The organism is Staphylococcus sp. HMSC072E01 (genome assembly GCF_001814125.1).
Classification (GTDB): Bacteria; Bacillota; Bacilli; order Staphylococcales; family Staphylococcaceae; genus Staphylococcus; species Staphylococcus hominis.
This window is the reverse complement of record NZ_KV814990.1, coordinates 424995-440317: the sequence shown is the minus strand read 5'-3', so window position 1 is coordinate 440317 and position 15323 is coordinate 424995. Positions and strand designations below refer to the sequence as shown.

The window sequence follows — 15323 nt, the reverse complement described above, 5'->3', positions numbered from 1 at the left end:
ATTTAATATTATAACTTAAATAATATTAAAATTAATGTAAATTTGTAAATAATTCGGAGGTAAGATTTTGCAAATTATAAATCAAGAAGGATCAATATTACATATAACTTTTGAAGAATTTCAAAATAATATATCTAAAATCTATGTTAAGAATGAATTTGACTCTATAACATATGAAAGTTCAAATAAAAAGTTTGAAATCGATTTAAAAGAAGTAGCTTGTCATTTTGAAAAATATGAAACTAAAAAAATATATATTGTTATTGAAGAAAAAGGTCCCATTCTAACTACTCAAAAAAATTTAAAAGTAAATAATAATAAGTTTTTAGTATGTAATCTAAGTGAAATTAATAATAATAATGTAATTATACATCCGTATATAACGAAAAATGGATATCTTCATTTAGCGATGAGTGAATATAATCCTAATAAAATATACTTTTCTAGAAGACATATAGATAATATTAAAATAAATAATCACGAAGCTCTAATAGAGGGGCAATTTTCAATTTTAAATTCACATTTAGAGTTTTGTAATATTTTAATTAAAACTAGATTTACGGAAAAAGAAAAAATAGTTAAGTTAAACACTACTCATACTAGCAATAGCAAAAACACATCAAAATATAATTTTTCTGTAGATATCTATGACGAATTAATAAATTTTATTAAATATCCTTTCGACAATGGTGATGTTATAGATATTTATTTAGATGTTAAAGTACAAGAATCGTTAAGTTCTATGCAAATCAAGCTAGGAAATCCCAGAATAATGACTGAGTTTCTTCTTAAGGGAGAAATTATTACAGATTTTAAAGATGAAGTAGTTTCTGTCACTCCATATTTCACTATGAAAGGAAGAAATTTATCCTTTAGAATCAATAGATATAGTGTAGATAGCTATTTATCTTATATAGAAAGTTTACACAAACTAAATTTAGGAAATAAATTAAAGAATAATAACAAAAAAATTTGGGTAATAGGCGAAAAATCTTATAAAGCTCAAGATAATGGATATCACTTTTTTAAATATATGAGAACACATCATCCAGAAATACCAGCTTATTATATAATTGAAGAAGATTCTAATGAGGCAAAAAACGTTTTACCATTTGGAAATGTAATATTTTACAAATCACCTGAGCATTTTGAAATTATGTTGAAAGCAAATTATATATGTACAACACATCATCCTGAATTAATATATCCGACTAATAGTGAAATATATACTCGTAAAATAAGAGCAACTAAAGTGTTTTTACAACATGGTGTGTTAGGTACTAAAAACTTAACAAATATTAATGGTAATCAATTAAAAGATTTTAATGTAGATTTATTTATAACCAGTTCTAATAGAGAAAAAGAAATTGTAGTTAAAGATTTGAAATTTGATGAAAATCAAGTGAAGGTAACAGGGTTGTCACGCTTTGATGAGCTGTTTAAACCTAATAGAATAATTAAAAATCAAATATTAATTATTCCAACTTGGAGAGATTGGTTAACCAGTCTAGATCAATTAAAAGAATCAGAATATCTTGTAAGAATGAATGACTTACTCCATAGTCAAAAATTAAAAGAACTTAGTGAAAATGGTACTAAAGTTATTTTTTGTTTACATCCCAATATGCAACCTTTTATAGAATACTTTAATGTTCCTTCTTATATCACAAGTATTAAACAAGGAGATATTGATGTTCAAACACTAATTAAAGATAGTAAATTAATGATTACTGACTACTCAAGTGTAGCTTTCGATTTTAGTTTTTTAGATAAACCTGTAATATATTATCAATTTGATAAAGATAGATTTTTAGGTAAGCAACCATCTCATATTAATATAGAAAAAGAATTACCTGGTATTATTGTTAAGTCACAAAAGGAACTAGAAGAAAAACTTAATCAAATAGAAAATAATAATTACATTGTTAGTAATAACGTTAAAATAAAAGCATCTCAATTTGTAAAATATAAGGATGAAAAGAATTCAGAAAGAATATTTGAGACAGTATTAAATTATAAGAGTACTAATAGGATAAAAAATAAAGTTAAAAATAGTATTTTGTCTCAACATATTGCTAAACGATTTAGAAAAAATAAGCGTTACTATAAAATAATGGATAAATTTAATAGTGTTCTAACTAAGTTTGTACCTGTGAAAGATGACTTAATTGTATTTGAGAGTAACGTTGGAAAATCTGTAAGTGACAGTCCAAAGTTTATTTATGATGAACTTAAAAAGCGTAATAATAAATATAAAATTGTATGGGTTTCGAACAAACAATATCCATTTAATGATCCGAATGTAATAACAATTAAAAGATTATCATTTGAGTATTATTATTATTTATCTAGAGCAAAGTATTGGATAAATAATCAAAATTTCCCATCTTATATTACTAAATCTAAAAATACAATTTATATTCAGACTTGGCATGGAACACCACTCAAAAAAATGTTAAATGATGTTGAGGTTTTTAAAGGTAGAGATAAAGAGTATAAAAACAGAGTTAATAATGCTATTAAATACTGGGATTATCTAATTTCTCCAAGTCCATATGCTAGTCAATGCTTTAAATCTGCGTTTGATTTTAAAAAGGAAATTCTAGAAGTAGGGTATCCAAGAAATGATATATTTTATAGTGAAAATAAAGTTAATTTAGAGGAAAAAAGAAAATTAATTAAACAGAAGCTTGGAATACAAGATAATCGTAAAGTTATATTGTACGCTCCTACCTTTAGAGACGATGAAATTAATAGAGCTAAAAAACATATCATTGATTTAAAATTAGATTTACAAATGATGAAAGAAAATTTTGCTAGTGAGTATATTTTGATTTTACGTCCGCATATTATCATTAGTAATGCTTTGAAATTAGATAATTCATTAGAAAATTTTGTTATTAATGGAGCTAATTATAATGAAATTAGTGATTTATATTTAATTTCTGATATTTGTATTACTGATTATTCATCTGTAATGTTTGATTATGCTAATACAGGTAAACCATTATTGTTTTTCACATATGATTTAGAGTACTATAAAGAGCAATTAAGAGGTTTTTATTTTGACTTTGAAAAAGAAGCTCCAGGACCATTAATTAAAGATAATGAAACTTTAGTTGAAGCAATTAAAAATATTAATAATTTAAAATATCAATATCAAGATAAATATAATCAGTTTTATGATCGTTTTTGTACTTTTGAAACTGGAGAGGCCGCTAAAAAAATAGTTGCTCAATTTTTTGAGTAATTTATTCTAATTTAATATTTTAATTATTAAAAAGATAAATAATCTAGGATATAAAGTTCTTAGAAAAAGGTAATTTCTATTGAAGTAATATAGAAATTGCCTTTTTTATAAAATATATAAAAAAAGCACAAGCACGTATACATACATGCTTGTGCTAAAATTTATTTTTAAACAGGGACAACATTTGTTGCTTGTTCGCCACGTTGACCTTCAGTGATGTCAAACTTTACTTTTTGACCTTCTTCTAAAGTTTTATATCCATCAGTAGCGATACCTGAGAAGTGAACAAACACATCGTCACCGTCTTCTCTTTCGATAAATCCAAACCCTTTTTCTGCGTTAAACCATTTAACTGTACCGTTATTCATATAGAATACCTCCAAGTGCTTTTGCACATCATATTTGTAACAAATTCATAAATTAAAAGAGAATATTCTATAAAAATATACTACAATCCAAAATACGAGCTTTTATTACGTGAAACCAACTATACACCTTTTGAATGAATAAGTACAGAATTATTTTGAAATTTAGCATAATTTCTTTTGAAAGATGGTGCTTAAGTATTAGTTAAAATACCTAAATTAGGTAATTATGATATATATGAGATTGGAAAATAAAATGAACTCTGATTTATTTATAGGAAATGCGAGCGTTCCCAAAGAAACTCAAAAATGTTATAATTACAGTTGAAAACGATTCCAACAAATTGTTATTTGATATAGCTATTTAATTATTGAATTAAATGACTATATCAAGTAATAAATAGGAGAGATAGAAATGAAAGATACAGATCAAATACATACTAAAAATACTGAAGAACAAGGTATTACGCTACCCTATTTAAAAAAAGCAGTTATTTTTTCTATTACATTTGGTTTCTTCGGAGTAAACATGGCATTTGCACTTCAATCAGCAATGATGGGAAGAATATTTCAAACGCTCGGCGCCGACCCTAATAATTTAGGTTGGTTTTTTATTTTGCCGCCATTAGCAGGAATGATTGTACAACCACTTATTGGATACTATTCTGATAGAACTTGGACTAGATTTGGACGTCGGATGCCGTATCTTTTAATTGCTGGTCCCATTGGAGCGATCGTATTAGTCCTACTACCTAATGCAGGTTCGTTTGGATTTGGATATGCATCACTTATGGCGTTGTCATTTGGTGCAATCATGACGTTACTTATGGATTTGACTTCAAATGCGTGTATGCAGCCCTATAAAATGATTATTGGAGATATGGTAAACGAAAAACAAAGAGATATGGCCTGGTCATGGCAACAAATCTTCTCAAATTTAGGTGGTATTATTGCTACACTATTACCATTTTTACTAACAATGATGGGAATGAGTAATGTAGCGCCTAAAGGGGAAGTACCGATGACAGTAAAAATAGCTTATTATATTGCAGCAGCGGTATTACTCATTGCTTCTATTTGGACTGTTCTTTCCGTTAAAGAATATGAACCTAAAACATATAACTATTATCACGGCATTTCAGAGGACAATAGGAATGAGAAATTAAATTTATGGCAACTGTTAAAAACTGCGCCTAAACAATTTTGGCAAATTAGTGTAGTTCAATTTTTTAACTGGTTTGCATTAATGTATCTCTGGACGTATTCAACAGGTGCAATAGCAAAAAATGTATGGAATGCGACAGACCCTTCTTCAGCAGGATATCAAGCAGCAGGAAACTGGTATGGTGTGTTATACTGTATACAATTTTTAAGTTCAGTTATTTTTGGTTTTGTCATTGCAAAATCTAAACCTTCTCAAAGAAAATTCTGGTATAGTTTTGGATTAATTTTTGGTGGATTAGGTCTTATTTCAATGTTCTTTATTCATAATCAATGGTTACTCATTATTTCATTTATATTCATTGGTATTAATAACTTAACGATGAATACTCAACCATTTACACTATTAACCGAAGCCATTGATGGAGAAAATTCAGGTGCTTATCTAGGCTTATTTAACACAAGTATTTGTCTACCACAAATTGTCGCTTCTGTAGTAAGCTTTGCACTTTTCCCACTATTAGGAAGTTCAATGCCTGCGATGTTATTATTTGCAGGAATCATGATGCTTCTGGGTGCAATCTCAGTTAAATTTATTAACGCAAAATTTGAATGAAATACTAAAAAATAAAAAATCTATTTATAATTTGTAAGAGCGAAAAATAATTTTTCGCTCTTTTTTTATAAAATCTATCAGCAATGTTTCATAAACAATATCATTGATGTCATTAAAAATTTAATACATTTAAGGAATATCAAACCTTGAAGTATGGGTGAGGACATACACGGTAAATCACTCGCCATAGAAAAGTCATATCACACATCATTCATTTAATTCATATTGACAATCTTAAAAATCACTGTACAATTTAAATCGTAATAATTACGATTTAAAAAGGAGAGAATATAAATGAGTAAGATACCTGTAACTGTATTAAGTGGTTATTTAGGCTCAGGGAAGACAACGTTACTAAATCATATTTTAAATCATCGAGAAGGTCGTCGTATTGCAGTTATTGTGAATGATATGAGTGAAGTTAATATTGATAAAGATTTAGTTGCTGATGGGGGTGGACTGTCTAGAACAGATGAAAAATTAGTTGAACTATCTAATGGATGTATTTGTTGCACGTTACGTGACGATTTATTAAAAGAAGTTGAACGACTTGTACATAAAGGCAATATTGATTATATCGTTATTGAATCTACAGGCATTTCTGAACCAGTACCTGTAGCGCAAACGTTCTCATATATCGATGAAGAGATGGGAATAGATCTCACTTCGATTTGTCGTTTAGATACGATGGTTACGGTCGTTGATGCGAATCGATTTGTTAATGATATTCATTCAGAAGATTTACTTGTGGATCGTAATCAAGGTGCGGATGTGACAGATGAACGTTCGATTGCGGATTTATTAATAGACCAAGTTGAATTCTGTGATGTACTTGTATTGAATAAAACAGATTTAGTTACAAATGAAGCGCTAGATAAGTTAGAACATATACTTAGAACATTACAACCAGATGCAAAAATGATTAAAACAACGCAGTCTCAAGTAGATATTAATGATGTCTTAGATACAGGACGATTTGATTTTGAAAAAGCTAGCAATTCTGCAGGATGGATTAAGGAACTAACAGAAGGCGGCCATGAGGCGCATACACCGGAAACTAAAGAATATGGTATGAGTTCGTTTGTCTATTCAAGACGATTACCGTTTCATGCGAAACGTTTCAATGACTGGTTAGAACAAATGCCTCAAAACATTGTTCGTTCAAAAGGGATTGTATGGCTTGCGCAATATAACGAGGTGGCGTGTTTACTGTCACAAGCAGGATCGTCATGTAATATCAGCCCAGTTACATATTGGGTTGCATCAATGTCTAAAGAAAAACGGGAAGAGATACTTGCTCAACGTCGTGACATAGCGGAAAGTTGGGATATTGAATATGGGGATAGAAATACACAATTTGTCATTATTGGTACCGACTTAAATCAAGAAAAAATAGAAAAAGAGCTCGATGAATGCCTGCTGAATAGTAGCGAAATAAATTCTGACTGGCATCAACTTGAAGATCCTTATCATTGGAAAATAAGAAAACCTTAAGAAATAATGGATATTAAACAAGTTATGATGATAAAAATATTGATTACAACTTTCATATAAACATCATATTACTTTTCGTAATATAGTATTGCAAGCGCAATCTAATACTAAAACGACCAAACCTTATTATAATTACAGTAGACAATCATAATGGAATAAAAGTATATATATAATTCTCACAAACAACATTATAGTATTGCTTTTTATACTGAAAACGATAAAGTTTAAAATATTTGATTGGTCATTTTTTAGTTTCATACAACAAGAGATTAATAAAATTAAAGAGGAAACGACGAGATTATCGTCACTTCCTCTTATTTTTTATGGCATCATTAATTTAATACCTCTAATGATATTTTTTAAAAATAGCACAAGTGCCCATATAAAGAAAATGACTGCGATGAGAATTGCAATGATCCAACCGATACCGCGTTCACTATTTACAAAAGCCGGGGAAATAGATAGGGTTACTAATCCTAATACCACCATAACCCAACTCATGATGTGATTGAATAACGCATTTCTAGCATGGGTCGAAGCTGGTGGTTGTGCGACGATCCATACAATAAGTGGAAATAATACTGGTGCAAAGAAGACACTTAAATAGCTAATGCCTCCTAAAATATCACTTTCTCTATCGTTTTCATTTGGCATATCATGATCACCTCAATTCTATAAAAACATATAATAAAATAAATAGTAAGTAAGACATTCTAAAATTACAACACTGTAAGTTAGTATAAGATTGATGTTGAAAATAGTTAATTAAATATTTTGATGAATATAGCATATAAATGTATTAAATTGTACAATATTAATATATTAATTTTTTAAAGGTGGATATGATGCGAGATTTTTTAAAACTAGTAGGGGCATTACTAACAGTAATCATTACATTTGGAATTTCAATTTTATTTAGTTTCTTAATACCTTTAATGGTAGAAGGAAATATTTTAAACATGGGGAAATTAAATCAGCCGACATTTATTATGTTGTGGATTATTTTTAGTGTTATATTCAATATTATTATTCTTATTTTAGCTTTTTCAATGATTCAGTTTAGTAGTGACTTTGTAAATAAAATGAAATTAATGGCGATGTTAACCTTTTTTGTAATTATTAGTTATGCAAGCTTTAGTCATATAGATATGCAAGCTTTAACTGATCATTTAACATTAACGAGTTCTAAACATACCCGAGAATTATCAATTAAACTTTTACCATTTATTTTAACGATATCATTAGGATGTTATAGCGCTATTTTATCCTACTTACAGCATCAAATTGAGAGCGAAGAACGTATGATATAGATATTGAAAGCGCTTTACATATTAATACTAATTTTTTAAAAATAGTGCTAAAATAAAGGTGAGAACAGATAAGGGGGAGATTAAAATGTTATCATACAAAAACATTTTAATTGCAGTTGATGGATCAAACGAAGCAGAATGGGCCTTTAATAAAGCCGTTGATGTAGCAAAACGTAATGATGCAAAGCTAACGATTGTTCATGTGATTGATACGAGAACGTATACCGCTTATGAAGTGTACGCATCTCAATTCGATCCGTCTAAAGAGTATTCTGAGAAATTACTTGAAGGCTATAAAGAACTCGCTGTTAAAGAAGGCGTGACAAATGTAGAAACACGACTTGAACTTGGCCCACCGAAATTACTCATTCCTAAAAATTTAGCAAATGAATTAAATGTTGATTTAATTATGTGTGGTGCTTCAGGCTTAAATGCAGTCGAACGTTTTATGATTGGGTCAGTATCAGAGGCGATTGTACGTCATGCGCCATGTGATGTATTAGTCGTACGTACTGAAGAAATTCCAGAAGACTTTGAATCAAAAGTAGCAACTCCAGAATTTAGAAGACGATATTTTGAAAGTTCAGAACATAAATAATAATGATTTAATATATGACTTCATTCTCACGAAGTAGTGAGGATGAAGTTTTTTATGGGAAGTATAAATCAAGTGATGATTTTAGATAAAATATAAAATATGGTATCATTTTTATTTAAGTGTCGTGTTCTAAATAATGGCGCACAATCATTTAAAAATATAAGTATAAAAGGAGAATCATATCAACGTGAATCAAATGAAACAACTGTTTATTAAATTTGTTGAACCATTAACGAAGATAGAATTTTATCAAAATTTACTAGCCAATATTTTAATTATTATTGCCTATATCTTATTAGGTATGATTGTTATTGCAATTTCTAGAAAGGTAGTAACGAAATTTTTTAAAGTCAATGAGAAGAAGAAGACACGCTATAAAATTAAAAGAAGTGAGACCCTTTCAACACTTGTTCAAAATTTAATTAGTTATGTTGTTTGGTTTATTGTTCTTACATCGGTTCTCTCTCGTTTTGGAATTAGCGTCTCAGCTATTTTAGCTGGGGCTGGTGTTGTTGGTTTAGCAGTTGGTTTTGGTGCCCAGACTGTTGTAAAAGATATCATTACCGGCTTTTTTGTTATTTTTGAGGGACAATTCGATGTCAGCGATTATGTTCAAATTAATTCATCAGGTGTAACGATTGCAGAAGGAACCGTACAAACCATAGGATTACGATCTACTCGTATTCAATCTGATACTGGAGAAGTGTATACCTTACCTAATGGCACAATTAGTGAAATTGTAAATTATTCTAAGACAGATGTATCACCCCTTATTGCAATTCCAATTTCTCCAAATGAAGATTATGACGTTATTGAAAAAGAATTAAAAGCATTCTTACCAACATTAAAAGATAAATATGATATGTTCGTTGCGGCACCTGATCTACTCGGTTTAGATAGTATTGATGGTAATGAAATGGTAATTAAATTATTAGCTCATGTTAAACCGGGCATGCATTTCCCAGGCCAACGTTTATTAAGAAAAGAAATCATAAGTTACTTTAATGATGTAGGCATTCATACGCCTAAACCAACACTTGTGAAATTAGAAGATGAAGAAAAATAAACAAATGTTTATATTAATAGGTTTTTTAAAATTTTTTCATAAGTCCTTTATAACAACGTTTGATGACCAAAAATTTATTTAATTATCATCATATGAACTGATAAATAATTAATGATTTCTAATTATTTAAGATTTGCCTACATTACACTTTAGGTGTAATATCAAACTGTAATAAATAGAAAGGGATGATAAGTAATGTGGGTGAAAGACTTTTATTATGATGGCAATGCGTACATCAATAAAAATGTATGGGAGTACATGTGTAAAGATAATGTGACGTTTGATAAAGCCATTGAGGCACTTAATTTAAATTATAAAGATGCGGTTGCGAATGAGAGGGACATTCCAAATTTAGACATCGAGAGAAAAAATATTGTAACAAGTGACTTTTGGTAAGCGTGACTATATCAATAAACAGCAGTTTCTACGTCAAATACGTAGAAACTGCTGTTTTATTATGTTCTATACTTAAATTGTTCAATCGCATTTTTAATGTCATCTTGAACACGTTGGAATGCTGACCCATATTTTCGGTCATCGAAGCCTCAATGTTCTTTTTTAACACCTGATGGCATAGTAGGACAATGCGCATCAGCATGACTGCATAATGTTACTACTAAGTCTGACTGTTTTAAAATCGTATCATCAATTAAATCAGAGGCATGAGTTGAAATGTCGATACCCACTTCTTTCATGGCTTCAATTGCCTTAGGATTAACACCATGTGTTTCAATGCCTCTTGAATATAAATTCCATTCATCACCTCATCACCTAAAATTGCTTTTCCAAAACCCTCAGTCATTTGGCTACGACAAGAATTCCCTGTACAAATAAATGGTTTTTTTGGTCATGATAAACCTCTCTATCTATAAAATTAATCTGACTTTATTCTACACTAAACCTAACCATTTCCAATACGTTAAGCTAAATAAAATCACAAGAATATAACCAATAATAGTGAGGGGGATACCTGATTTTAAGAAATCTTTAACAGTAAATGTATCCGTACCATAGGCCAACATATTTTGTGGTGCACTTACTGGTAATAAGAATCCAAAGCTAATCACAAATTGTTGTATTAAAACGAAACCGATAGAATGATCACCTAAACCTAATGTTGAAGTTAATGAAATAAATACTGGGATCAATGCAGAGGATAAGCTTGTTGCACTCGCAAAACCTAAATGAATTAAAATATTGAATAATGTAATGAGTGCAATCGTTGCGATAATTGGTAACCCTTTTAGGCCCATTAATCCAAAAGTTTTATCACTGAGCCATTGGGCAGCGCCTGTTTTAAGTAAGACGTTACCAAGTGAGATGCCTACACCAAAGACGATAATTGTCCCCCAAGGAATTTTCTTTTCAACGCCTTTCCAAGTAATCACACCGATTTTAGGCATTAACATCATACCTAATGCAATTAGAGTAACACTTGCTGAATCGATAGGGTGAAGTACTTTTTCGGTAGACCAACAGATCAGTAATAAGATAGAAATGACAATGAGTCGCCATTCTCTAGCACTCATTGGACCTAGTTCGTTTAAGTCATGTTTAATCAATTCTTTACCACCTTCAATAGCATCTCGTTCAGGTGGCATCACTTTCATCATAATGAAATATAAGGCAATAGACATCAGTATAGACCATGGTGCAGCGTATAAAAACCATTCACCCCAAGATACGTTATAGCCTAAGTTTTGATTAATGAAATTGATAGCGACGATATTTTGCGCAGCAGCAGTTTTGATACCGATATTCCAAATCGATACCGCTTGTACGGATGTAATAATAAGAAGTGATGCTAGTTTACTATCTTTACTCACTTTAAAGGCTGCAATCATTCCAAGTAAAATAGGTACAACAGCACCAGCACGAGCCGTAGCAGAAGGTACAAAAAAGGCTAATACAATTGATACTAAAATTGCACCGATAACAATATTTTTTGTTTTATTTCCTACAATAGAAAGGATATAAAGTGCTAGTCGTTTATGAAGATTGGTTTCTTGCATGGCAACTGCTAAGAATAAAGCGGCGGTCACAAGTGCCACTGCAGAAGTAGAAAAACCACTAAATGCGAGACTCAGAGCATTGTTTGTTCCTAATAATTCGCTTCCCTTAAGAAAGGTGTCTCCACTTTTAGGATGACCAAGTTGTTCTGATAGATGTTGAACAGGACTAAAGCCAAGTAATAATATAATAAGCCCTAAAATTAAAGTTGCTGAAACTGGATAAGATACTGCTTCAGTAACCCACATGATTACGGCAAAAGCAAGAATGGCAAGTGCTGCTTTAGCCATGACCGGTAAGCTACTTGAAGTAGGTAATAATAAAATCATTACTAATACGATAAAACTAATCACAATCCATAATGGTTTATATCCTTTATTTGATCTTTCTTTTTTAGATTGATCAGTGATGTGATTCCCCTTTGTCATTATCATCGTCCCCCTTAAAATAGTTATACTTTTATTTTAACAAGAAAGCGCTTTAATTATGTATAAATATCGTAAAATACATATGATTTTCGAAATTATATTTTTAATCTCTTTATTTTTAATTATAGAACTTACTATTTAAATAATGATTTTAAGATTTTAATACATAAAAAAATAAAAATTCTATGGAAAGCAATATAATTAAAATGATATACTTTTTTTAGGTTTTAAAATTTAATATATTGGAGTGAAAATGATGAAATGTCCAAATTGTGGGAACTCAGTGGAACCTAATGATGCATTTTGTGGAGAGTGTGGTCAGAAACTTGAAAGACATGCTCAAGCCGTAAATAATGCAGAAAAAGAAATTTCTCAAGCGCAATCTCAAGACAGTGAACCTTCTCATGGGACTTCTACGAATGAACAAAGCGTAGCACAGCAAACAACCTCAAAAGAAAATCAACACCTACAACATGAAACAACACAAGATGCACGTACACAGCAACATCCTCAGACACATCAAACATCTACATATCAAAATAATCAATATCAATCATCATCGAATCAACAACATACACAAAACAATCAGCAACAATTTGATCAGTTTAGCAATCATGCAAAAGAAGTGACACAAGAAAGTAAAGGCTTTTTCAAAAGTGCTTTTGTAGCACCAGATGAAGTCATTAAAAGTAAGCATGCATTTAGTTTTAAATTATTATTATCATTATTAATTGCGGGACTTCTTGTAGTAGCTATTTTGCTAGCAATGACGATACCAAGTGATGCTGCCGACATTATTGGAGGAAAGGGCAGTATTATAATGTCGATGATTATTGGTATGATTTTATTTTTAGCAGTTATTGTAGGTGCTACTTTTGCAATAACACGTTTAGTAGTCAGACAATCTATTTCGTTTAGAAAAGTATTATCTGATTATGTTTTAATTAATAGCGTGTCAGTAGCATTATTATTGATTTCTTTCGTTTTATTGACAGCCAATTCATATGTATTTAGTACAAGTGTATTTGTTTTATCTATATTACTTTTTGTAATTTCTGGTATTTATATGATTGCAAAATATAGCGTAAATAGTGATGTACGTTTTTCTAGTTTTTATGGTGTGATGATTTATATTATTATCATCTTCTTATTTATTAGTATTTTTGGGGAATCGTTCTTACATCAAATTATTAATCAGTTTACGCAAAATATTGGAGATTTCTTAGATAACGACTTTTTTAACGGGGGAGGTTATTCTTACTAATGAAGTATTGTAGTAACTGTGGTCAACCTTTACGTGAAGGTGTAAAAGTATGTACTAATTGTGGAGCGCCTGTTAAAACAACAAAAGATCAAAAACCAAATCATGATAACCAAAAGAATAAAACGCAACATGTACATTCAAATCATACACAAAAAAGTAATAAAAAGATGTGGATGATTATTGGAATTATTGCACTTTTATTCATAGCATTGATTATTGCGTTCTCAATATTAAAAAGTCAATTTTCTCCAGAAAAGCAAGCATCTAATATTGCACATGCGATAAAAAAAGATGATGAAAAAGCGCTTTCTAAAGAAGTGACGTCTGGTGATGAGAATTTAAATAAAGAAGAAGCAAGAGCATATTTAGATTATATTAAAGAAGAAGATGATTTAAATAATGTAGCAAATCATGTCGAACAAACTGCAAAAGATGTTAAAGATAAGCATTACAAAAATTTATCGGTAGATGCTAATGGTAATAATGTTTTGAATATCTCCAAAGATGGTAAAAAGTTTGTATTTTTCGATAATTATAACTTTAATATTCCTCAACGTTCTATCAGTATGTATCCAAATGAAAGTGGTACAATTACCTATGATTTAAATGGTAATAAAAAACATATTTCTGTGGATGAGGGAGATAGTAAGAGTTTAGGGACATTTCCGATTGGAAATTATAATTTAAAAGCAACTAAAGAAATAGATGATCAGAAATTTAATGGTGCATTAGTGATTGATATGAGTCAAAATGGTGCAACAGCTACTGAGTCTTTTAAACAAATACGTTTTAATGTTTACACTGAAGGAGATTATATGCTAGATAATGTTAAAGTCTATGCAAATAATAAAGAAATTGGCGAAGCTTCTTCTTCAGAAACGTATGGACCATATGATCCGAATGAAAAAGTAATCGTTTATGCGGAAGGAACATATGAAGGAAAAACATTTAAATCTGATTCAGTCAATGTAACAAGTTCAAGCGATGATGATGAGGATGTAACAGATGTTACTGTTAGATTTGATGACGATGCAATCGATAACTATGTTGATCAAAAATTAGAATCAGATTCAGCTGATGATAATAGTGACGACTCAGAAGAAGTAACAAGAGCAAATGTCATTGATAAAGTAGAATCTTATGAAGGTCATACCTTAGACACAGATACGTATACGTATAAAGAACCTGAAATTACAGATGATGGTAAATGGGGCTTCTCATTTACAGATAAAGATGGTGATTTAGCTGGTTCATATACTGTAGATAGAGATGATGGTTATGTCACAGAATACGATGAACATGGCGACGAAGTAGGTTCAGGGTATTAAAATGTAAATAAAGCACTAAACCAGTAATATACTAAACAGCTATATTACTAGATTAGTGCTTTTTTATTATTAAAAATAACTAATGATTATGAATGTTATATTCACATTTACCTTAACGATAGTTTTTTCTATTTGTATAGCATATATAGTAAATCAGTGGACGTATGGTAAATATATCGTGGGTGGTATTGGAAGAGTGAAATATGATACTTTTTATAAATAATTAAATAAATTTAGACTATTGAAGCCTGAGACATAATTAGTTGTCTTGGGCTTTTTTAATATATTGGTAGTCGTTGACTGAATTGAAAATACGTTTAAATCAAACTTTTTTTGATACTAGTTCCGAGATCCATTCGGGAAAAAGGTCTACGTTCAACACAAGTTGGATATGTTGTTGGAGTGGGAAAATGAATTCTATCCTACACTCTTT

General features: G+C 30.1%; 12 protein-coding genes and 1 pseudogene. 9 read left to right on the top strand and 4 right to left on the bottom strand.

The features are described from left to right. Positions 1 to 67 precede the first annotated feature (67 nt). The gene (locus HMPREF2953_RS10575) at positions 68 to 3250 is read left to right on the top strand and encodes a CDP-glycerol glycerophosphotransferase family protein (protein ID WP_070673330.1); all 3183 of its coding nucleotides are present in this window, start codon (positions 68 to 70) and stop codon (positions 3248 to 3250) included. Between the two features lie 167 nt (positions 3251 to 3417). Here the strand turns inward: HMPREF2953_RS10575 and HMPREF2953_RS10570 are convergent, their stop codons facing one another. Beyond that, positions 3418 to 3618: a cold-shock protein gene (locus HMPREF2953_RS10570; protein WP_070673328.1), complete on the bottom strand. Its 201-nt coding sequence runs from the start codon at positions 3616 to 3618 to the stop codon at positions 3418 to 3420. A 412-nt stretch (positions 3619 to 4030) separates the two neighbouring features. Here HMPREF2953_RS10570 and HMPREF2953_RS10565 point away from each other — a divergent pair, with 412 nt between their 5' ends. Together HMPREF2953_RS10565 and HMPREF2953_RS10560 are read left to right on the top strand one after the other, a co-directional pair. Further along, positions 4031 to 5392, top strand: coding sequence for an SLC45 family MFS transporter (locus HMPREF2953_RS10565; protein WP_002449336.1), 1362 nt, complete (start codon positions 4031 to 4033; stop codon positions 5390 to 5392). 294 nt (positions 5393 to 5686) lie between these two features. After that, on the top strand, positions 5687 to 6886 hold the full coding sequence (locus HMPREF2953_RS10560) for a GTP-binding protein (protein ID WP_070673325.1): 1200 nt from the start codon (positions 5687 to 5689) through the stop codon (positions 6884 to 6886). 321 nt (positions 6887 to 7207) lie between these two features. On the opposite strand, the gene HMPREF2953_RS10555 is transcribed toward HMPREF2953_RS10560, so the two are convergent. Beyond that, entirely contained in the window at positions 7208 to 7540 is a 333-nt protein-coding gene (locus HMPREF2953_RS10555) for a magnetosome magnetite crystal formation protein family (protein WP_070673323.1), read from the bottom strand. Between the two features lie 191 nt (positions 7541 to 7731). On the opposite strand from HMPREF2953_RS10555, the gene HMPREF2953_RS10550 reads away from it, so the two are divergent. From HMPREF2953_RS10550 to HMPREF2953_RS10535, 4 genes are all read left to right on the top strand, one after another. After that, positions 7732 to 8196 (top strand): hypothetical protein, encoded by a 465-nt coding sequence (locus tag HMPREF2953_RS10550; RefSeq protein ID WP_070673321.1) that lies wholly within the window; start codon positions 7732 to 7734, stop codon positions 8194 to 8196. 85 nt (positions 8197 to 8281) lie between these two features. Continuing rightward, positions 8282 to 8794 (top strand): universal stress protein, encoded by a 513-nt coding sequence (locus HMPREF2953_RS10545; protein WP_049335255.1) that lies wholly within the window; start codon positions 8282 to 8284, stop codon positions 8792 to 8794. Positions 8795 to 8990: 196 nt separating this feature from the next. Beyond that, positions 8991 to 9860 (top strand): mechanosensitive ion channel family protein, encoded by an 870-nt coding sequence (locus tag HMPREF2953_RS10540; RefSeq protein ID WP_093514785.1) that lies wholly within the window; start codon positions 8991 to 8993, stop codon positions 9858 to 9860. A gap of 195 nt (positions 9861 to 10055) precedes the next feature. Then, on the top strand, positions 10056 to 10256 hold the full coding sequence (locus HMPREF2953_RS10535) for a hypothetical protein (RefSeq protein ID WP_002449526.1): 201 nt from the start codon (positions 10056 to 10058) through the stop codon (positions 10254 to 10256). Between the two features lie 59 nt (positions 10257 to 10315). Here HMPREF2953_RS10535 and HMPREF2953_RS10530 read toward each other — a convergent pair. Together HMPREF2953_RS10530 and HMPREF2953_RS10525 are read right to left on the bottom strand one after the other, a co-directional pair. Then, positions 10316 to 10662, bottom strand: a pseudogene (locus tag HMPREF2953_RS10530) (arsenate reductase). 88 nt (positions 10663 to 10750) lie between these two features. After that, the gene (locus tag HMPREF2953_RS10525; protein WP_070673319.1) at positions 10751 to 12298 is read right to left on the bottom strand and encodes an SLC13 family permease; all 1548 of its coding nucleotides are present in this window, start codon (positions 12296 to 12298) and stop codon (positions 10751 to 10753) included. Positions 12299 to 12554: 256 nt separating this feature from the next. Between HMPREF2953_RS10525 and HMPREF2953_RS10520 the strand changes: the two genes are divergently transcribed. Both HMPREF2953_RS10520 and HMPREF2953_RS10515 read left to right on the top strand, forming a co-directional pair. Continuing rightward, the gene (locus tag HMPREF2953_RS10520; protein WP_070673317.1) at positions 12555 to 13562 is read left to right on the top strand and encodes a zinc ribbon domain-containing protein; all 1008 of its coding nucleotides are present in this window, start codon (positions 12555 to 12557) and stop codon (positions 13560 to 13562) included. After that, complete coding sequence (locus HMPREF2953_RS10515) at positions 13562 to 14890, top strand: zinc ribbon domain-containing protein (protein WP_070673314.1); 1329 nt, start codon at positions 13562 to 13564, stop codon at positions 14888 to 14890. The genes HMPREF2953_RS10520 and HMPREF2953_RS10515 overlap by 1 nt, the downstream gene beginning before the upstream one ends. Positions 14891 to 15323 lie beyond the last annotated feature (433 nt).